Source organism: Flagellimonas onchidii, from assembly GCF_004804315.1.
GTDB classification, from domain to species: domain Bacteria; phylum Bacteroidota; class Bacteroidia; order Flavobacteriales; family Flavobacteriaceae; genus Flagellimonas; species Flagellimonas onchidii.
Window position 1 is genome coordinate 54840 of record NZ_SRXX01000014.1, and the last position, 19279, is coordinate 74118.

The 19279-nt window shown below is 39.2% G+C and carries 20 protein-coding genes; 9 read left to right on the plus strand and 11 right to left on the minus strand.

The window, feature by feature from the left end:
* Window positions 1-17: 17 nt before the first annotated feature.
* Window positions 18-389, plus strand: a complete 372-nt coding sequence (locus E4661_RS14565; protein WP_136468192.1) for a nuclear transport factor 2 family protein — start codon at window positions 18-20, stop codon at window positions 387-389.
* 45 nt (window positions 390-434) lie between these two features.
* Here the strand turns inward: E4661_RS14565 and E4661_RS14570 are convergent, their stop codons facing one another.
* The 5 genes from E4661_RS14570 to E4661_RS14590 all read right to left on the minus strand — a co-directional run bounded on the left by E4661_RS14570 (window position 435) and on the right by E4661_RS14590 (window position 4618).
* Window positions 435-1130: an ABC transporter ATP-binding protein gene (locus tag E4661_RS14570; protein ID WP_136468193.1), complete on the minus strand. Its 696-nt coding sequence runs from the start codon at window positions 1128-1130 to the stop codon at window positions 435-437.
* Window positions 1131-1299: 169 nt separating this feature from the next.
* Entirely contained in the window at window positions 1300-2769 is a 1470-nt protein-coding gene (locus tag E4661_RS14575) for a DUF5687 family protein (protein ID WP_136468194.1), read from the minus strand.
* Window positions 2770-2895: 126 nt separating this feature from the next.
* The gene (locus tag E4661_RS14580) at window positions 2896-3621 is read right to left on the minus strand and encodes a hypothetical protein (RefSeq protein WP_136468195.1); all 726 of its coding nucleotides are present in this window, start codon (window positions 3619-3621) and stop codon (window positions 2896-2898) included.
* Window positions 3618-4283, minus strand: coding sequence for a hypothetical protein (locus E4661_RS14585; RefSeq protein ID WP_136468196.1), 666 nt, complete (start codon window positions 4281-4283; stop codon window positions 3618-3620). The genes E4661_RS14580 and E4661_RS14585 overlap by 4 nt, the downstream gene beginning before the upstream one ends.
* Window positions 4280-4618, minus strand: a complete 339-nt coding sequence (locus E4661_RS14590; protein WP_136468197.1) for a PadR family transcriptional regulator — start codon at window positions 4616-4618, stop codon at window positions 4280-4282. The genes E4661_RS14585 and E4661_RS14590 overlap by 4 nt, the downstream gene beginning before the upstream one ends.
* 92 nt (window positions 4619-4710) lie before the next feature.
* On the opposite strand from E4661_RS14590, the gene E4661_RS14595 reads away from it, so the two are divergent.
* The gene (locus tag E4661_RS14595; protein WP_136468198.1) at window positions 4711-5760 is read left to right on the plus strand and encodes a ferredoxin--NADP reductase; all 1050 of its coding nucleotides are present in this window, start codon (window positions 4711-4713) and stop codon (window positions 5758-5760) included.
* 221 nt (window positions 5761-5981) lie between these two features.
* Here E4661_RS14595 and E4661_RS14600 read toward each other — a convergent pair whose 3' ends face one another.
* The 6 genes from E4661_RS14600 to E4661_RS14625 all read right to left on the minus strand — a co-directional run bounded on the left by E4661_RS14600 (window position 5982) and on the right by E4661_RS14625 (window position 11013).
* The gene (locus E4661_RS14600; RefSeq protein WP_136468199.1) at window positions 5982-6971 is read right to left on the minus strand and encodes a BspA family leucine-rich repeat surface protein; all 990 of its coding nucleotides are present in this window, start codon (window positions 6969-6971) and stop codon (window positions 5982-5984) included.
* Between the two features lie 256 nt (window positions 6972-7227).
* Window positions 7228-7533: a cadherin repeat domain-containing protein gene (locus tag E4661_RS14605; protein ID WP_136468200.1), complete on the minus strand. Its 306-nt coding sequence runs from the start codon at window positions 7531-7533 to the stop codon at window positions 7228-7230.
* Window positions 7530-7904, minus strand: coding sequence for a cadherin repeat domain-containing protein (locus E4661_RS14610; protein WP_136468201.1), 375 nt, complete (start codon window positions 7902-7904; stop codon window positions 7530-7532). Before E4661_RS14610 ends, E4661_RS14605 begins: the two co-directional genes overlap by 4 nt.
* A gap of 44 nt (window positions 7905-7948) precedes the next feature.
* Window positions 7949-8257: a hypothetical protein gene (locus tag E4661_RS14615; RefSeq protein WP_136468202.1), complete on the minus strand. Its 309-nt coding sequence runs from the start codon at window positions 8255-8257 to the stop codon at window positions 7949-7951.
* A 262-nt stretch (window positions 8258-8519) separates the two neighbouring features.
* Window positions 8520-10625, minus strand: coding sequence for an OmpA family protein (locus E4661_RS14620; protein ID WP_240751491.1), 2106 nt, complete (start codon window positions 10623-10625; stop codon window positions 8520-8522).
* Window positions 10626-10818: 193 nt separating this feature from the next.
* The gene (locus E4661_RS14625) at window positions 10819-11013 is read right to left on the minus strand and encodes a Sec-independent protein translocase subunit TatA/TatB (RefSeq protein ID WP_136468203.1); all 195 of its coding nucleotides are present in this window, start codon (window positions 11011-11013) and stop codon (window positions 10819-10821) included.
* Window positions 11014-11179: 166 nt separating this feature from the next.
* Here E4661_RS14625 and E4661_RS14630 point away from each other — a divergent pair, with 166 nt between their 5' ends.
* From E4661_RS14630 to E4661_RS14660, 7 genes are read left to right on the plus strand one after another with little or no spacing between them, the layout of a single operon-like run.
* A complete protein-coding gene (locus E4661_RS14630; protein ID WP_136468237.1) occupies window positions 11180-12052 on the plus strand; it encodes a M23 family metallopeptidase in 873 nt (290 codons plus the stop codon).
* The gene (locus E4661_RS14635) at window positions 12053-13549 is read left to right on the plus strand and encodes a GH3 auxin-responsive promoter family protein (protein WP_136468204.1); all 1497 of its coding nucleotides are present in this window, start codon (window positions 12053-12055) and stop codon (window positions 13547-13549) included.
* Between the two features lie 57 nt (window positions 13550-13606).
* Entirely contained in the window at window positions 13607-15301 is a 1695-nt protein-coding gene (locus E4661_RS14640) for a DUF6909 family protein (RefSeq protein ID WP_136468205.1), read from the plus strand.
* Window positions 15294-16340 (plus strand): hypothetical protein, encoded by a 1047-nt coding sequence (locus E4661_RS14645; protein ID WP_136468206.1) that lies wholly within the window; start codon window positions 15294-15296, stop codon window positions 16338-16340. Before E4661_RS14640 ends, E4661_RS14645 begins: the two co-directional genes overlap by 8 nt.
* 38 nt (window positions 16341-16378) lie before the next feature.
* Window positions 16379-17509: a non-hydrolyzing UDP-N-acetylglucosamine 2-epimerase gene (gene wecB / locus E4661_RS14650; protein WP_136468207.1), complete on the plus strand. Its 1131-nt coding sequence runs from the start codon at window positions 16379-16381 to the stop codon at window positions 17507-17509.
* A 2-nt stretch (window positions 17510-17511) separates the two neighbouring features.
* Window positions 17512-18723, plus strand: a complete 1212-nt coding sequence (gene wecC / locus E4661_RS14655) for a UDP-N-acetyl-D-mannosamine dehydrogenase (RefSeq protein WP_136468208.1) — start codon at window positions 17512-17514, stop codon at window positions 18721-18723.
* A gap of 23 nt (window positions 18724-18746) precedes the next feature.
* Window positions 18747-19262 (plus strand): hypothetical protein, encoded by a 516-nt coding sequence (locus E4661_RS14660; RefSeq protein ID WP_136468209.1) that lies wholly within the window; start codon window positions 18747-18749, stop codon window positions 19260-19262.
* Window positions 19263-19279 lie beyond the last annotated feature (17 nt).

Sequence of the window (19279 nt, forward strand, 5' to 3'; positions counted from 1 at the left end):
ATAAAAACAAGTACAAAATGACAACACAAGAAGTCGCAAACAAATTAGTAAGTCTTTGCCGGGAAGGAAAACACCTAGAAGCGTATAATCTATACGCCGATGACGCTACTAGCGTAGAAATGACAGGAGTACCCAATGAGGTCACAACAGGGCGCGATAATATTTTAAAAGGTTATGAGTATTGGGCCAGTTCCATTGAAGAAGCCCATGGAGGAACCGTGGGAGACCCGATTGTTGTGGGCAATCACTTTGTAGTACCCATGACAAGTGATGTCACTTTTAAAGAAGGTGGAAGAGTTAATATGGAAGAGTTTTGCATGTACCAAGTGGAAAACGGAAAAATAAAAAAGGCACAATTTTTTTATGATCCATCCGTATTTGGCGCATAACCTTAGATATTAAATCAATTAAGGCGATGTGTTCCATCGCCTTTTTTATTCTCCAAAAAAGGTTTCAAGCTCTTTCAGGGTTTCCGCAGAGGTCTGGATATCCTTTACAATTTCACCTTTATTCAAAACCACGATACGTTCACAAACTTCCGTCACATGCATCAAGTCATGGCTTGATATTAAAACGGTGACATCCTGCTTAGCGGCCAAATCCTTGATAATGGCTTTTAACCGAATCTGGGTTGTTGGGTCAAGATTAGCAAAAGGTTCATCCAGAATGACCACTTCCGGATTACCTATAAATGAGGCAACAATACCTGCTTTTTTCTGATTTCCTTTGGAAAGGTCTCGGAGGTATTTCTTCTGTCCAAGGATTTCACCATGGAAAAAATCTTCAAAAGAGGATAGCAGTTTGTCAACATCTGCCCTATTTGCACCCCGTAAGTCCCCTATGAAGTAAAAATATTCTTCTGGAGTAAGGTAACCGATCAAAAAGGTTTCATCGATGAAGGCCGATGTAAAAGGTTTCCATGCCTCGCTCTGGTCTACTTGCACCTCATTGTTGATGATCTTGCCTGAAGTGGGTTGAATTAGATCCAACAATAAGCTAAAAAAAGTAGTTTTCCCTGCTCCATTGTTTCCAACCAATCCAAAACTTTGTCCTTTCGGGATTTCCAAGGCTTCGACATTCAATACCAGTTGTGAGCCATATTTTTTGGTTAGATTTTGAGTTGTAATCATATAGTTTTTATTTTCAAATTATTGCGTCACTCTGAATTCATTTCAGGGTCTCACAATTAATCGATTGAGATTCTGAAACAAGTTCAGAATGACGCATATCTTATAATTTATCAATGTTTTAAGTGCTCTCTCATACTTCGACTACGCTCAGTAATCGGGAACAATATTTTTAACTATTCTTTTCTTTAAATCCGGCTATCATCCCATATTTTTTTCTTCGATATTGCTCGGTTATTGTATTCAACAATTTGTTCTTTAGAGCGAATCCAATGATTCCTAAAAGAGAGAGGGCCAACACTGCAGCTTCTAAAGAAATCAGGTAATAAAATGCTGAAAAAATTAAAATGGGCAATCCCAAAACTGGAATTATTACTAGAAATTGGATTGCGCTGGAACCCTGCATGTTCCCAACCGGACTTTTCTCAAGATCAATTCGTTTTTTATTATAGGAACCAAAGTATAGGATCATCGGAATATTGACCCCTAAATTGTAAAGGGCACTTCCAAAGTTTATGGCCAATTTATCCCATCCAAAGTATACATAAGGAATGGTAAGTAAAAACATGGTAATCACACTTACGGAAATTAAGCTTGCTTTTGACTCCAAATATTTACGAAGTGGGATGTTTTGCGACATCATCATACTATAATAACTACTATCCCAAGCTGGAATGAATTGTCCAAAGTTGGTAACGAAAATACCGGTCATAAAAATCCCCAAAAATGCAAACATGGGCACCATGGTGGCGTAAATGTCTTGCAGGTAAAAAATGAGTCCATAGAATACAAACAACAAGGAAATAAAGACTTGCACTTTTGTTCTTTTATTCCGCCAGATCATCTTAAGGTCCAGCTGTAAAAAGGTGCCCATATCTCCAAAACGTCTTGTCCAAGCCAATTCTGAAGTCTTGGCCACTTTTGTTTTGATGTGTAACGAGGCATCCAAAAACAACTTATTCTTCAAATACCTAAAGTTAATCCAGTAGGTTATGATTGCCAACAAAATGGGAACAGCCACGGCTATGGGATATTGGTAAAGCCCATGAAAAATGGGTCCAAAGAAATCTTTTACAGCAATAACCTGAAAGTAATCAAGCCCATAGAGAACCGCAATTATTCCGCCTATAACAATCAAGGCTTTATCACTTTTGTTAACAATAAAATTTACATAGTTGATGCATAATACAATGAACAATATTGAAACCAGCCAGAACACTACATTTAAGGAGGGATATCCCTTGATCATTAAAACAATAGCAAAAGGAACAAAGAAACACAGGGCCAAAATGTTGTACCCCGAGAAACCGGAACGTCCCAAAATATAATGTGAAATGCTACTTTTTTTAATGGGCATGGACAACAGGGGTTTAACGTCCATTACAGGTAATTTTTGCATGAAATACCTAAAAAAGAGTTCGATTAACACCCAATACACTAGGTACTTGCTCAATATCCACATGGGGTTCTCGTGAGGAAACACATCCCGCAAAATAAAATATAGACCAGCTCCCATGCTTAACAAGGAAACAAGCATCCAAATCCCAAAGAAAATCATGATAATTTTTAGCGCTAGGCTCTTCCCAAAGGAAGAAGATCTGAAAAAGGCTTTCCACTGAAGGTCTATAAATCGCTTGAACATCGGTTGGTATTTAGTTCGAAGTATTAGTATTTGGTTATGCTGATTTGTTACAAATTCAGCTACTTAACTCTAGTCAAGACTGTTTTAATAAGTTGATTGATATTTTTCTTATTGAAAGACTTCTTATCAACTTGCCCTCTTCCATTTTAAGTAGAATTGTTTGTATTTTTTTGAATGCTGGATAATCATTAAGGTTTGTGCAATAAGAATAGGTGCCAAAGTCGTGTACAGAAAAACATAAACCCAAGGAGATGGTCTTTCCCACCAATACAACATAATATTGGGTATATTCATCAACATTAAGGATGAAGTTGTCAATAAGTTCAAATAAAGACTGTGCCGGCTACCTTTAAAACAAAAAAGAAAAGGTATTGCCATCTGAATTGCAGGAATTATAAACAAGGACAAAAAAATTATCTTTTTAATAAAATCAACATTGGTAGCGTGTTGAATCGATTGAAATAAAGAAAACCCAACAATCCCATAAATCAACCAAAACAAAGGGTTCTTAAATACCATCAGTAAATTTGTAAACAATGATTTTCTGAAACCTCGGTTCAGTTCCTTTTGCTTTTCCATAATCAATTTTTTGTACCCAGAATTATCTGCGTAAATAGATTCATTAAAAATCCATTCCGTACGATTCTTATTCAATTTTTTGGAACGCATCTTATTGCCAAAAGCTTGGTGTATCTCTTTAAGAGCATCGTCAAATGTTTGACCTTGTTGTATTCGGTCTTCAATTTCGGTAGCCACATGGTCCAATAGTTCAATTCGAACATCCCAAAACTTTACTTTGTTCTTAATCAAGTAATCTTCAATAAAATTGATTTGTTGTCTGGAGAGTTTCATAGTTTTCTATTAATTTTTAAAACCTTGGCATGACCCATGAATAGCCCAATAAAATTGAAAGAAAAACACAAGAGAAAAATATGGATGAACAAAAAGGTCGCAATAAATTGGTCATTTTGATAAATCCAATACAGCTTTGTAAAAACAGGGTTAAAAACAAGTAGCCAGATTCCATAATAACCCATGGTATACCTAAATAGGCTAGCCGAAATTGTTTTTACACCTTGACGGTTCATGCCAAAATATGCTACCAGCATACTTACCAAAATAAAAAGGTATATCACTCCAACTAGGGGTAAGAACGACGCTTGATCAAAACTTAGGGCTTTCAAAAAAAGGTATGCAACTGTAAAAACAGCTAAGCTTGTAAACAATGTTTTCAAATATATTCTTTTAATGCTTCGGATGTATGAAACCAACACTATTTTTGGGCCTTTAATCCGGTCTCCGAGCCACCAACTTTGAAAAGGGCCTAGTTCCTCTTTCCACTTGATTTGTTCCTCATCAAAGGCATCGACAAACTTCATGTTTTTGGTACTCATGGCATTTTCTATGGAAAGCGTCATGTGGTCCAAGACCTCATACTTTATGTCAAACTGAAACAAGCCCTTTGATTCTAGATAACGGGCAATAAGATCAACCTGTTCGTGCGAAAGTTTCATTGAATGTTCCATTTAGGGTTTACCAATTGTTGCATATTGCGGATAAACTCTTCCAGTTCAGCCAAGCGGTTTACCGTTTCTTTTTCACCCTGTTCCGTTAGTTTATAGTATTTGCGAAGGCGATTGTCCACTTTGGCCACTTCAACGTCCAATAGACCTTCAGCTTCTAATTTGTGCAGAGCAGGGTACAGGGCGCCCTCGGTGATCTTCAGTTCCCCTTTGGTCAATTCCTTTACCTTTTGGGTAATCTCATAACCATACATTTTACCCTGTTCATCCAACAGTTTTAAAATAATGGTGCTTAAACTTCCTTTATACAATTTGGAATTTGCCATGGTCAAATATACATAAATTTCTTATGCATAAAAATCTTAGGTATTAATTTTGGCAAATGCAATCCGTAGCTTTGCAAAAAAATTGAATTTCCATGAGTGACTTTCATTCACTAAAAATCGCTGCCGTAGATGCACTAACGCCAAACGCAGTTGCCTTGACTTTCGAAATCCCAGATGGCCTTAAAGACACTTTTACCTTTACCGCTGGCCAATATATTACCCTAAAACATATGGTAAACGGAGAAGAAGTTCGCAGAGCTTATTCCATTTCGTCAGCGCCATCTTCAGGAAAGATTACTGTGGGAATTAAAAAAGTACCAAACGGCACCTTTTCGGTTTATGCCAATGAAAGTTTGAAATCGGGTGATGAAATTGAGGTCATGCATCCTGAAGGACGTTTTGTTTTTGAACAAAATACTGCAGTTAAAAACATAGTTGCCTTTGCTGCGGGAAGTGGAATCACACCGATAATGAGTATTGCCCAAACCGTTTTGGAAGGTCATCCAGACAATACTTTCGTTTTGGTTTTTGGTAATCAATCTCCTCAAGAAACCATGTACCTAAAGGCTATTCAAGAGCTTCAAGATAAATATACCAATAGGTTTTTTGTTAAATATGTCTATAGTCGTTCTCAAGAGGAAAATTCCCTGTTTGGTCGAATTGAAACTTCTACGGTCAATTTTATAGTGAAAAACAAGTTCAAGGAAACCACATTTGATGCTTTTTACCTCTGTGGGCCTGAAGCTATGATCAATACTGTTTCGGATACGCTAAAAAACAATGGGGTTGCCGAAGACAAAATATTATTCGAGCTATTCACCTCATCCGATACTGAAGATACCGTTGCGGAAAATTTGGATGGAAAAACCAACATAGAGGTGACCGTCGATGATGAAAGCTTTTCTTTTACCATGGATAAAAAAGCCCTGGTTTTAGATGCAGTTTTGAAAGAAAAAATTGATGCGCCTTATTCATGTCAAGGTGGTGTGTGCAGCAGCTGTATTGCACGAATTACTGAAGGCAAAGCCGAAATGGTAAAAAATCAAATTTTGACTGATGGCGAAGTGGCAGAAGGATTGATCTTGACTTGCCAGGCCCATCCGCTCACCCCCACCTTGAAAGTAGACTATGATGATGTGTAGTGGGTTTTAGGCATGAGGCTTCATACTTCTGATTCTGCAGTCTGACCATTGACATTTAAAAAAAAGAAATACCACGAACATTCAGGTCAGGTCATTCCTTTGAAAAAAGGAATCTTACACTTTAATGGATCCCGTGTCAAGCACAGGATGACAGCCTGTACAAAATAAAAACACCGTAAACCTAAGCCTACGGTGCCTTTTCTAAAATATTATGATTCTAATTAGGGTTGTGGGCAATCCACGCCACCAGCGTCGGTGATAATCCAGCCATGATCATTGGTCAATGTGTCTATGGCATCCATTATATCAACATCATCACTACAGAAATTGATGTTTTGTGCCGACAATGTAACGCCCTGCTGTATGTCAGGTGTCTGCTCCGCCCAACCTATTAAAGTAGCAGTATAGTTTTCAGCAGACATTTTAGAATTGGTAAACATTTCAAGCATGTTTGTTACGTTCTGTATGTTCCAACCGCCAATATCACCATTGAAGGATGAATTGCTGAACATTGTTCGCATATCAGTGACATTTCCTGTTTTCCAAACACTTAAATCCCTATTGAAATTGGCCGCTGATTGAAACATACTTTCCATAGCAGTTACATTTTCTGTGTTCCAGTTTTCTATATTCCCATTAAAGGCATCTGTAAGGGCAAACACATTGGGCATCTGTGTGATACTCGTAGTATCCCAATTACTGAGGTCTGGATTGGTAACGGCATCGGCATTTTCGAACATGGCGTTCATATTTTGCACCTGTGAAAGATCTGGAACATCCTTGGCATTGTACATCATGTTTTTGCATTCATAGAACGCACTGTTCATACTCTGCCATTCAATGGAGCCCCACTGCTCAAGGCTCAAAAGTTTTTCTTTTGTTGAGGAAAGAAACATAAGCACAGCCGGGAAATCACCATAAATGGCTACTGTGTGAACACCAGAAGTTTCGTAAAAATGGGAAACACCAATTTCTCCAAAGCCGCTTATTTGCTCTATGTTACCATCGCCCCAATCCACCGTAAAATCATAAGTGTAATTAGGATTCATGCCAATTGTAATTTGCTCATTGTCCATAGTGGTCTCCCAAGTGGTCACAAATGAGTTTGGGTCTTCTGCCAGGGAATCAACAATGTTATTAACGGTTATGGCCACGACCACCTGAGCCATGTTGTTGTCGCCGTCGGTGGCCTGTACTGTGATGTGGTGCACGGGCTCCTCGCCGTTAAAGGCCTCAAAGTCGAGTGCTTTGCCCTGGGCCAGGGTAATATCTGCCCGGTGGCGGGATCTATGGCAAAGAGGTCGTTGGCGTTCGCCCCAATGCTGTATTCAATGGTATCTCCCTCGGGGTCGGTGGCGGAGACCGGTTCTCCTATGTTTTCGCCAGCGGTCAGGTCCTCGCTTACAGTAAAGGCATAGGCCTCATCTTCGAATACCGGGAACTCGTCCCCATCGGCAAGGGTGATACTTACCTGAATATTCGTGGTAAGCTCGTCTGCATCGGATACCTGTACGGTATAATATGGTACACGGGCTCTTCCTCACCAAAAGCTTCAAAATCAAGGCTCTTGCCCTCGGCCAGACTGATCTGCCCATTTACAGGGTCTATGACGAACAGGTCGTTGGTATTCTCCGACATGGTGTAGGTAAGTTCATCGTCCTCAGGGTCGGTGGCGATCACGGCACCTATGGGCTGGGCCGGAGCAATGCCCTCATCAGCACCGAACTGGAAGGACTCCAATTCGAATACAGGAGGCTCATTGACATCGGTCACGCTAAGGGTAAAGGTGGCCTGGCAGATGTTTTAGTGTCGCTCACGCTCACATTAAGGGAGTATTCTTTTGTGCTCTCGTAATCCAATTGCTGGTCTTCGGCCAAGGTCAAAATACCTTGCTCGGATATGGCGAAAGGGTTTTCACCAGTTAGAGTGAACTTAAGGTTGTCGCCATCATCATCAGTGGCGGTTATCTTCGTAATTTCATCTCCTGAGACAATGTCCTCGGCCATGCTGATGGACTCAACCTCGATTACGGGGGCGGTGTTTTCCTCTTCTGGTGTCGGTTTGGCGGAGTCGTCCTTGCTGCAGGCCCAAAAGAGAATAGCGATTATAGCAAGAAGTAATCCCAAATGTGTGATCTTTTTCATGTCGAAATGGTAATTGTTTATAATCCACCAAAGTAGGGTAATGATCAATGGTTTTGGCCTGCCAATTGACGGATGGCCCTTCGCCAAGGCTTCGGGCTATTGGTGAAGGGTCTAAAGTATTGTGTTGGTCTTCTTCGACAGAATTGCTTGGACATGACGGCCGAAGCTTCGAGCCATGGATAAAACGTAGAAGTTGGAAGTTTGGTTCTGCATCTGTAATTGTCATTCCACACGGATGCTGAGCGTAGTCGAAGCATGCCCATACTGTTAAGATTCCTGCGTTGTGCCACCGCTAAAGCTTCAGCGACACGTGGTTGAGGAATGACCGACCAAGTGGATTCCGTGTCAAGCAAGGGATGACATACTGGATTGATCGTAAAACATATTATGACTTCATTTGGGCTTCACTTAATGGCACACTTAGCATCATTAAGGGAGAATAGTGCTTAGAATGGCTCAGCAAAGCCATTTAATAAACCGACCAAGGGGTCGGAATGTAAAAAATGAACCAATTTATATACAAGTTGAACGTAAGTTCGGTCTAAGGCGCATAAAGTGAATCGAGTCATAAAACAAAAAAGCCCCGAATCGGGGACTTTTATTTTAATGTTTTTATCACATACTGACGATAATGAACTCAGATCGCCGGTTTTCTTGATGTTTTGTTCTGGAACATCGCACGCCGTTACCACAATCGTTCAGTAGGCGTTCTTCTCCATACCCAATGGCACTTTCAATGCGAGAAGGATCAATGCCTCTGGAGATAATATACTCTTCGGTAGATTTTGCCCTTCTATCGGACAAGTATTTGTTGTATGCCCTTTTACCTATGGCATCGGTATGGGATTCAATTTTTATGACCATTTCGGGGTATTCTTTCATAATGGCAACAAGTTTATCCAATTCGCCAGCGGCCTGCGATGTAATATTGAAGCGGTCAAAACCAAAATAAATGTTTTCGGTATCTATCTTTTTGACCTCTTTTTCTTCAATAATAATTTCCTTTAGCTTCTTTAAAGATTGCGAAATGCTAACGGTAACATTGTTTTTGGTGGCTACTTCGGCTTCATTTTCAAAATATCCTTTCTTCACCGTTTTCACCGTATAGTTGGTCAAAGGATTAAGGTTTTTGAAAATATAAGTGCCTTCGGGGCCAGTTTTGGCTTCTGCAACAATAACCTTGTCCTTGTTGAACAGCGCTACAGTGGCATCGGCTAGGGCGACACCCGTTGAATCATCCTCAACCATTCCTGAAATGACATTCAAATTCTCCAAAAATTTAAAGGAGTATATGTCATCATCTCCTTTTCCGCCTTTTCTGTTGGATGCAAAGTATCCCTTCTCCCCTTTTTTATCTATGATGTATGAAAAATCGTCCCTGTTACTGTTTATGGGTTCTCCCATATTCACCGCAACTCCGAAAACATCTCCAGCGTAGTCAGCTTGATAGATATCCAGCCCGCCAATACCCATATTCCTATCCGAAGAAAAGTAAAGGGAATTTTCGGTGATGTATGGAAACATTTCCTTTTTACGGGTGTTCACGGTTCTACCTAAATTTTTGGGTGTAGAGAACTTTCCATTTTCAAGAATGTCCACCACATAAATATCGGTACCCCCATAGCCGCCTGGTCTATCCGACACAAAGTACATTTTTGTGCCATCTGGACTGATGGATGGGTGCCCATTGGAATGGTTTTCACTATTAAAAGGAAGCTCTACAGCCTCTGTCCATTCGCCATCAACAAATTTTGAACGGTAAATTTTAAGGTGATTGACACCGTTTTTACCTCGCTTCAATTTTTTGCCATAATTGTTACGGGTAAAATAGATGGTCTTTTGATCTGGAGAAAAAGCAACGGACGCTTCGTGATATTTGGTGTTGATTTTTTTAGAGAATTTTTTGGTACTGGTCAAATCTTCTCCCTTATCATCGCCTTGGGCGACATATAGATCAAGGAAAGGTTGATTATTCCAACGATAACGTCTTGTGGTCAAGAATGAGGAGTCGAGGGCAGAGGCATATACAATCTCCGAATCGTTATGGAACATGGGCGAAAAATCAGAGTATTTTGAATTGATCGCCAGATTTTTGATTTTGATTTGTGCGGGGTTTTTAAAGGTCATTGGGGTCATGTCCGAGTCCTCCATTCCAGCATCGCTTTTTTGACGAAACATCTTAGTGAGTTTGGCAGCTCGTCGGTAACGTCCCGTTCCCTTTAAAGCGTGTGTGTATTTGAAAAACCTATCCTCGGAGATTTCATCGGTGAACCTTTCATACAGTTCATGGTACCATTTGTATGATTTTTCAAGGTTGCCGCTAAAATAATGCGAGTCCCCAGCCTTGGATAGAAGTTTAAAAGTATGTTCCTCATTACTTTTTTCCAGAACAATATCGTAGACACGGGCGGCTTCGGCAAACCACATTTTGTCGTAATATTCGTCTGCCATCCGGATAAGTTTTGCGGAAACGCCTTTTTTCTTGACAAACCTGATAAGGTCTTTGTTGCTCATTCCATTTAGCTGTCGAATGAATGGAGTTGCGGAAGGCAAAGCACTGTTATTGGAAGTAACCTCATTGCCGTACAAGTCATTGTCCTCAAACTGTAGCAGGGACAGTTCTTGGGCCTTAAGCCCAAACGTACAAAGAAGAGTCAGTGTTAAAATGAGGTTTCTCATAATGTTTCCATCAGCACTGGCCAACGGCCTAGTGATAGACAAATACACCGAACATTATATAATAACGCCAGTATCAAACGCTAAAATAGAATATGCCAATAGCGTTTATAACTTTTTGTTGTGAATTGGGGGGATTACGGCGTGTTAACCGTCAAAAATGTGGTTTTTCGTCGACAAACCCTTTGTGTATGGGGTATTAGTTACGTAAGAAAAAACCTAATAATGTATAATGGGATTAGGAATCAGACTCCTTTCCGCTCTCCAATTTTTCATCCTCTTTAGAGGCATCTTTAAATTCTTTGATACCGCTGCCCAAGCCTCTCATAAGCTCAGGGATTTTTTTACCTCCGAACAACAAAAGCACTATCACAACGATAAGCGCAATCTGCCAAGGTCCTACTATACCAAGAAAAAAAGTTTGAGCAATCATAACATCTACACCTTAAAATGAAACGTAAAATTACTAAAAAGAACGGGAAACTCCCCAAACCATCTATTAAAATTCGAGTTTTTGAAGGAAGTTACGACCTTTAATGCCCAAGCATTTTAAAAAGCTTAACAAAAAAAATTAAAATCAAGGAGTATCTTTGTCCATTATGGCCCGGGATAAAAAGAAAAGAAAAGAGATAAAACGGAAGCTACTTCATAAGTATCGATTGGTGATACTGAATGAGAGTACCTTCGAGGAAAAAATATCCTTTAAACTCAGTAGACTCAATGTTTTTGTTACCGGAACTCTTTTTATCATTGTGCTCATTGGGTTAACCACGCTCATAATTGCCTTTACTCCCTTAAGGGAGTATATACCTGGTTATTCCTCGACCAGACTTAAAAGGCAGGCAACCGAATTGACCTACAAAACAGATTCTTTAGTCACCGTTCTTAATTATACCAATAGGTATTTAGATAATGTTCGACTGGTTTTACGTGGTGATATAGAAAATAACGAGGTAAATCGCGATTCCCTTTTTGAAAAATATAAGCTAGACCCTTCAACCGTTGATTTGACCCCAATTCGAGAAGATTTGTTGTTGCGGGAAGAAGTTGAACTGGAAGACAAGTACAATTTGTTCGAACGCGATATAGAAAATGTGGGCACATTATTATTTTCGCCAGTGAGCGGTACACTATCGCAAGGATATGACCCAGAAAACAAACATTACGCGGTTGATGTCGTGGCTCCAAAGGATACTCCTGTTAAATCTATTGCAGATGGAACTGTACTTTTTTCAGAATGGACAGCCGAGACGGGATATGTCATCATTGTTGAGCATCAAGACAACAATCTTACATCGGTATATAAGCATAATGGCTCCTTGAGTAAATCCCAGGGTGATTTGGTAAAGGCAGGAGAAATTATTGCTTCCATTGGAAACACAGGTGAACTTACTACCGGGCCACATTTACATTTTGAACTTTGGAGAAAGGGAAAACCGGTAAACCCTTTGAATTATATTGATTTCAAATAAATGTCCTTAAAAGCGTTTGCGGCAAAGCTGTTTGCCAAACACATTATTAAAAAGACAGCTAAATGGGCAAACGACCCAGTCAATACCCAAAAAAAGGTATTTCAACAACTTATTTCAACGGCCAAACAGACCCAGTTTGGAAAAGATTACAATTTCGAATCCATAGACAATCATAAGGAGTTCACTAAAAAAGTACCCGTTCGTGACTACGAGGAGCTCAAACACTATGTGGAAGAGATTATTAATGGAAAAAACAATGTTCTTTGGCCAGAAAAGCCCGTTTATTTTGCAAAAACCTCGGGCACTACTTCTGGAGCCAAGTATATTCCTATTACCAAGGAATCTATCAAGTACCAAGTAGAGGCCTCACGTAATGCCATTTTATCCTACATCTATGAAACAGGCAATGCTAATTTTGTGGATGGAAAGATGATATTTTTACAGGGAAGCCCCATTTTAGAGGAAAAGGGAGGCATCAAATTAGGAAGACTATCCGGTATTTCGGCACATTATGTTCCAAATTACCTTCAAAAAAACAGGCTTCCGAGTTGGGAGACGAACTGCATCGAAGACTGGGAAACCAAAGTAGATAAGGTCATTGAGGAAACGGAAGACCAGAATATGACGGTAATAGCCGGAATACCTTCTTGGGTTCAGATGTATTTTGAAAAACTAACTGCCAAGTCGGGCAAAAAGGTCGGAGAGCTTTTTAAGAACTTTCAGCTTTTCATTTATGGAGGCGTAAATTATGAACCTTATCGCGCCAAATTTGAAGGATTAATCGGCAGAAAGGTAGATAGTATTGAACTTTTTCCTGCCAGCGAAGGGTTTTTTGCCTATCAAGATTCCCAAACGCAAGAAGGGATGCTTTTGCTTTTGAATTCAGGAATTTTTTACGAATTCATCAGGGCAGATGCGTTTTTTGATGAAAACCCCGAAAGACTTACCATTTCAGAAGTGGAAAAGGGAGTGGATTACGCATTGATTATCTCAACAAATGCAGGACTTTGGGCCTATAATATTGGTGATACCGTTCGGTTTGTTTCATTGAATCCTTATCGTGTGGTTGTTTCAGGAAGAATTAAGCACTTCATTTCCGCTTTTGGTGAGCACGTCATTGCAAAAGAGGTAGAAGAAGCCATAAAAATAGCTATTGAGCAAACCGATGCGTTAGTTAATGAGTTTACCGTTGCGCCCCAAACTTCACCTAATAACGGAGAGCTACCTTACCATGAATGGTTCATCGAATTTGAAAAGCCTCCATCTGACATCGCAAAGTTTTCCAATCTTATGGATAAAAGCATGCAAAAACAGAACAGCTACTATCTTGATCTAATTGATGGGAACATATTACAACCCCTCAAGGTTACCAAAATTTGTGTTGGGGGATTTCAGGATTACATGAAGACCATTGGCAAATTAGGAGGCCAAAACAAAGTTCAGCGCCTATCCAATGATCGAAGAGTAGCGGATGCTCTTACACCATTTCAACTTTAGTTGATAAACTACTGTTCTAATTTCGTAGGAATTCATGTATTTTTGCCAGAACAATTTATGGCAACCAAGGTAAAACAAACTACTAGAGCCCAAGAATCCACAAATGCAATCGAGCGCATATACATTACTATGCGTCACCTCCTTAATAGAGGGTTCTATAAACCTTCCGGTGTCTCGGGGAATGCTTTACGGAGTGCCCTGTTATTGCTCAGGCCTGAGATTTATGGGTCCATTGCCGAGGAAAAGGTAGAATTAAACGGGCTAATATATGTTCTTGAAAGATTGCCAAAAGGCATTGAAGAATGCAGATTTATAAACCTTACCTCGGATGAAGGTTTTTCCAAGTCCCACTTAAAAGCTATCATCCCGCCAAAGAGAAGAAGAAATTGCTATCGTATTGACGAGGAACAAATGAACATCGAAATTACTCGTGGCAGGAGTGATATTTATGATATTCTGACCCATCTTACCTTTTTGTTCATAGAATCGGGAAAAATCAGCAAGCGTGTTTTGGTTGAGGACGGTACGGCCACTATCCGCGATTGGGATAAATTGACGGATTTTGTCAATGCAGAAGAAAAGAACGATGCTGAGAGGGAAATCGCTATGATTCATGCAGCCAACATTTTGGGCAGAACCTTTGATGAGGTGGTAGAACTTCACAATGCATTAAAGACCTCTCCTGAACCGGATCGCTTCTTAAACGTTATCTATTGGTTGGGAAAATTGGCCATCGAGGAAGAAACCACCGGTAACAAACGAACAATTACCTTTAGTCCATTGCTACGTGAGCGATTAGGCCACCACATCCACGGTGAACGGTGGGCTGCAATGATCAAACAAACACTGATTAAGAATAAACTGCTCCATAGGCCCATTCATATCATAAGTGCCAACATGCACAGTGTAATGAATTCCCTATTTGCCAAAAAAGCGCTGTTCAAAGAGTTTCCTGACACCAAATCTCTGGATATTTATGAAGCCCTAAGCTCTTCCGGAAACAAGGATTTGAGAAAGAAAGTGATGGACATTGGGGAAAAAAATGGCATGATTTTCATTGACGATGCTTCTGGTGCGAACATAGATGTACAAATCTTTGATTCGGCGAGATTTGGAAAGGATACCTGCTGCTATTCTCTTTCAAAGGACATTCCCGAGGAAGAAAAACCTGTTATCTTCGTAATGGATTATGCTTTTGGAGAGCAAGCATACGAAACTATTGATGAGTTGTTGAAGCCAATAGAAGAAAAAGGTCAAAAAAAATATTTGAATGTTGATTCAATATCCATAATGGGGAAAGCTGGTATTTTAGAAGGGGGCAAGGGAGACTTAATGATTCCGTCAGCTCATATTTTTGAAGGAACAGCAGACAATTACCCATTTAATAACGAACTCTGTGCCACAGATTTTGAAGGACATGGGCTAAAAGTATTGGAAGGGACAATGGTAACAGTTTTAGGCACATCTCTGCAAAACAAGGACATTCTTCGATTTTTCCATGAATCCACATGGAATGTCATAGGGTTGGAGATGGAAGGAGTACATTATCAAAAAGCTATTCAATCCGCATCCAAGGTAAGAAAGAGTATCAAAAAAGATGTAAAGGTTAGATATGCATATTACGCCTCGGACAATCCACTGGAAACTGGGAGTACATTGGCCTCGGGAGGTTTAGGAACAACCGGTGTAAAACCCACATACTTAATCACAGATAGAATTTTAAAACAAATATTCAACGAGCAACATGGCTGAGCTACCATCAAACCAAAACACATCGGACGAAATTGATTTGGGACAATTATTTCAAATCATAGGAAGAGGCTTTCAAAAATTTTTCAATTTTATTGGAAGTATTTTCAAAGGGTTGTTCCACCTTTTGATATTGTTATTACTTTTTATCCAGAAACATTTTGTAATTCTCACCATTGCTGTTGTTGTGGGAGGTGTAAGTGGCTACTTTCTGGACAACTATCTACCCGAAAGATACATTTCTAAAATGGTGGTTGAGCCTAATTTTAATAGTGTTCAACAGTTATACAATAACATTGATTTTTATAATGATTTAGCAAGGGCACAAGACTCTGTTACCCTGGCAACTGCCTTGGATATTACCAGCAAGGAAGCTGCGAGTATCAAAAAAATATTTGTAGATTCATATTCCGATGAAAACCAGAAAATAAAACTGTTCGACAATTTTATAAAGGAGCTTGACACCACAACGATTAAAACCATCGATTTTGAGAACTATCTTAAAAACTTCAATTCACTGGATGCAAGATTTCATCAAATATCAATAATAAGCACCGATAACCGTGTGGCCAAAAAAGCACAGCCAGCAATTATCAGTTCAATCTCGATTAATGACTATTTTAAGCGTCAAAAGGAAATAAATGAGGAGAATATTGCGCTTCAAGATTCTATTTATATGCAACAATTAGTGGAGATCGATTCCCTTCAAAGCCTTTACAAACGAGTTCTGGAAAAAGAAGCAGAAAAGCCTATGCAGGGGACCAAAATCAATTTGGCTGAGAATGGAGAATCCCAAAATAAAGAACTAGCATTGGTCCAAGAAAGAGAGGTTATCAAAGAAAAGTTGGTAGAGCTTAATGAGGAACGCGCGAACACATCTAAAATTTTAAATGTAATTAGCGACTTTCCAAATAGAGGAGTTGAGCAAAAAGGAGTTTGGAAAAGTTATAAGTTTTTATTGCCTCTTGTGTTTTTAGGACTGACGATAGGAATATTGGGCTTATTTGGCCTTGGCAAATATTTAAAAAGCTATAGAAAATAATTTTTGATAAACTAATTGAAAAATAAAGTGCGGCCTCAATGAAAAAAAAACGCAATCTAATAGTTTTTGGCACTCGTCCTGAAGCTATTAAAATGGCTCCTTTGGTTAAGGAGTTCCAAAAATTTCCTGAAAAATTTGAAACGAAGGTTTGCATTACAGCTCAACATCGAGAAATGCTAGATCAGGTACTATCATTTTTTGAAATAATGCCTGATTATGATTTGGACCTTATGAAACCCAATCAAAATTTATATTCACTTACCGCAGAAATTATAAAAGGGCTTAAGCCTGTTCTTGAGGATTTTAAACCAGATTACGTTTATGTTCATGGAGACACAACAACGACAATGGCGACTAGTCTTGCCGCTTTTTATGCTAGAGCCAAAGTTTGTCATGTTGAGGCAGGGTTGAGAACATTTAACATGCAATCACCATTTCCTGAAGAAATGAACAGGAGTGTAACAGGTGTCATTTCCGACATTCATTTTTCTCCGACCAAGACATCAATGAACAATTTACTTCTTGAAAATAAAAAGGAAGCATCGATAACAGTTACAGGAAATACGGTAATCGATGCTTTGAGATTTAGCGTCGATAAGGTGAACTCCCCTTCTTTCACAGACGAAGAAATCGAGCAGCTGGAAACATTATTGGAGGTTGATAAGAAACTAGTTCTGGTTACAGGACATAGGAGGGAAAATCATGGGCAAGGTTTTATCAATATATGTGAAGCACTAAAACATTTGGCAGAAGAACATTCTGACATTCAAATAATATACCCTGTACACTTGAATCCCAACGTTCAAAAACCTGTATACGACATTTTAAATGGTGTAGAAAGCATTAAATTAATCGCCCCTTTATCGTATCCGGCATTTGTTTGGCTTATGAACAAATCCTATATGATAATTACCGACAGCGGAGGAGTTCAAGAAGAAGCACCTAGTTTAGGAAAACCCGTTTTGGTAATGAGGAATACTACCGAGCGCCCTGAAGCAGTTGATGCGGGAACAGTATTGCTGGTAGGTACGGATAAGGAAAGAATTATAACCCAAGCCACAAAGTTGCTTAACGAAAGCAACTCATATTTAAAAATGAGCAAGCTTCATAACCCCTATGGTGATGGAAAAGCTTGTGAAAGAATTGTAGACTATATCTCAAAAATTTAATAATGAACAATAACCCAGAAGTTGTCATGATGGGCCTTGGCTATATTGGCCTGCCTACAGCTGCGTTGATTGCACAAAACAAAGTTCCTGTACATGGTGTGGATATTAACCCTGATGTTGTAAATACAATAAACGCTGGAAAAATACATATAGTTGAGCCGGATTTGGATAGAGCAGTGGAAGGTGCTGTAAAAGAAGGTTTTTTAAAAGCAGATACTACTCCAAAAGAGGCGGACACATACCTCATCGTTGTGCCAACACCGTTTAAAGACAAAAATGAGCCGGATATTTCTTTCGTCAAAGCGGCTACAGAATCTATAATTCCTTTATTGAAAGAAGGAGATCTCTATATTATAGAATCTACCTCTCCAATTGGAACTACAGAAAAAATGATGGGGCTTATCTTTGAGAAGCGACCAGAATTAAAAGATAAACTCTACATAGCCTATTGTCCCGAAAGAGTATTGCCCGGTAATGTCATGTATGAGTTGGTATACAACGATCGCGTTATTGGTGGGGTTGATGAAGTTTCAACCAATAAGGCCGTAGAGTTTTACTCTAGGTTTATCCAGGGCGAATTGCACAAGACCAATGCCAGAACTGCAGAGATGTGCAAACTAGTTGAAAACTCTTCTAGAGACGTACAAATAGCATTTGCCAATGAATTATCTTTAATCTGTGATAAAGCAGATATAAATGTCTGGGAATTGATATCATTGGCCAACAAACATCCTCGTGTTAATATTTTGCAACCAGGTTGCGGTGTCGGCGGACATTGTATTGCAGTGGACCCTTATTTTATAGTGGCAGATTATCCTATGGAGTCCAAAATTATTGGAACGGCAAGGGAAATCAATAATTATAAATCATTTTGGTGTGCGGAAAAGGTAAGGTCTTCTAAAATGGAGTTTGAACTAAAACACGGAAGAAAACCCAGCATAGCCCTAATGGGACTCGCATTTAAACCAAACATAGATGATTTACGGGAATCTCCTGCAAAATATATTGTACAAAAGGTGCTTCAAAATGCAAACGATGAAGAGTACTATATCGTAGAACCTAACATTGAAGACCATAAAGTTTTTAAGCTTACCAACTATAAAGAAGCTGCAGAGAAAGCGGATATACTTGTCTATCTTGTGGCACATGATGAGTTTAAAACCATAAAGAGTGACAAAAAAGTTGTTCTGGACTTCTGTGGAGTAATGAAATGAATTACCCAGACTGACAAAAAATAGTGAAAGTAAAAGGGTTCATTGGAATAATTTTTTTGGTGCTTTTATCTGGATGTAAGTGCGGGACCAATGAAAATTCAGCATTTATAAAAGCACTTCCTGTGCAAGAGAATGTTTCGGAAAAACTCAATTATATATTCACTTACGGATTTTCTTTTACGGATAACTTTAGGGTTGAAAAAATTGGTGTTGAAAAAATAGGCCAGAACCAGTTTAGAATCTTTTACTTTTTTTGCGAAACTCAATATTTAGAAGAGGTAGAGTCTTTGAACATAGCATTTCGGGTATATCCTGAAAAACCTATGGAATTTGAAAAAAGAATTGATCAAGAAAGCAAGGCAAGAACAATCGCGTCAAATTGTTCATTGAGTAGAATGGCAGAGAATGTAGTGGTGATTAGCGATGTGTTTTCGCTAAGTCCAAAAGCTCTAAAAGAAACAAAGATCTATCTGTACAATCCTGAAGTTGGGGTAGTTGGCAGAACAATGACAATTCTTGATTTGAATTTTGAGTTCTAACCAACTAGCAGATTGAT

Excerpts from the sequence above, each read along its gene's own strand:
- E4661_RS14565 (WP_136468192.1), top strand. The coding sequence starts at position 18 with ATGACAACACAAGAAGTCGCAAACAAATTAGTAAGTCTTTGCCGGGAA.
- E4661_RS14570 (WP_136468193.1), bottom strand. The coding sequence starts at position 1,130 with ATGATTACAACTCAAAATCTAACCAAAAAATATGGCTCACAACTGGTA.
- E4661_RS14575 (WP_136468194.1), bottom strand. The coding sequence starts at position 2,769 with ATGTTCAAGCGATTTATAGACCTTCAGTGGAAAGCCTTTTTCAGATCT.
- E4661_RS14580 (WP_136468195.1), bottom strand. The coding sequence starts at position 3,621 with ATGAAACTCTCCAGACAACAAATCAATTTTATTGAAGATTACTTGATT.
- E4661_RS14585 (WP_136468196.1), bottom strand. The coding sequence starts at position 4,283 with ATGAAACTTTCGCACGAACAGGTTGATCTTATTGCCCGTTATCTAGAA.
- E4661_RS14590 (WP_136468197.1), bottom strand. The coding sequence starts at position 4,618 with ATGGCAAATTCCAAATTGTATAAAGGAAGTTTAAGCACCATTATTTTA.
- E4661_RS14595 (WP_136468198.1), top strand. The coding sequence starts at position 4,711 with ATGAGTGACTTTCATTCACTAAAAATCGCTGCCGTAGATGCACTAACG.
- E4661_RS14610 (WP_136468201.1), bottom strand. The coding sequence starts at position 7,904 with ATGAAAAAGATCACACATTTGGGATTACTTCTTGCTATAATCGCTATT.
- E4661_RS14625 (WP_136468203.1), bottom strand. The coding sequence starts at position 11,013 with ATGATTGCTCAAACTTTTTTTCTTGGTATAGTAGGACCTTGGCAGATT.
- E4661_RS14630 (WP_136468237.1), top strand. The coding sequence starts at position 11,180 with ATGGCCCGGGATAAAAAGAAAAGAAAAGAGATAAAACGGAAGCTACTT.
- E4661_RS14635 (WP_136468204.1), top strand. The coding sequence starts at position 12,053 with ATGTCCTTAAAAGCGTTTGCGGCAAAGCTGTTTGCCAAACACATTATT.
- E4661_RS14640 (WP_136468205.1), top strand. The coding sequence starts at position 13,607 with ATGGCAACCAAGGTAAAACAAACTACTAGAGCCCAAGAATCCACAAAT.
- E4661_RS14645 (WP_136468206.1), top strand. The coding sequence starts at position 15,294 with ATGGCTGAGCTACCATCAAACCAAAACACATCGGACGAAATTGATTTG.
- wecB (WP_136468207.1), top strand. The coding sequence starts at position 16,379 with ATGAAAAAAAAACGCAATCTAATAGTTTTTGGCACTCGTCCTGAAGCT.
- wecC (WP_136468208.1), top strand. The coding sequence starts at position 17,512 with ATGAACAATAACCCAGAAGTTGTCATGATGGGCCTTGGCTATATTGGC.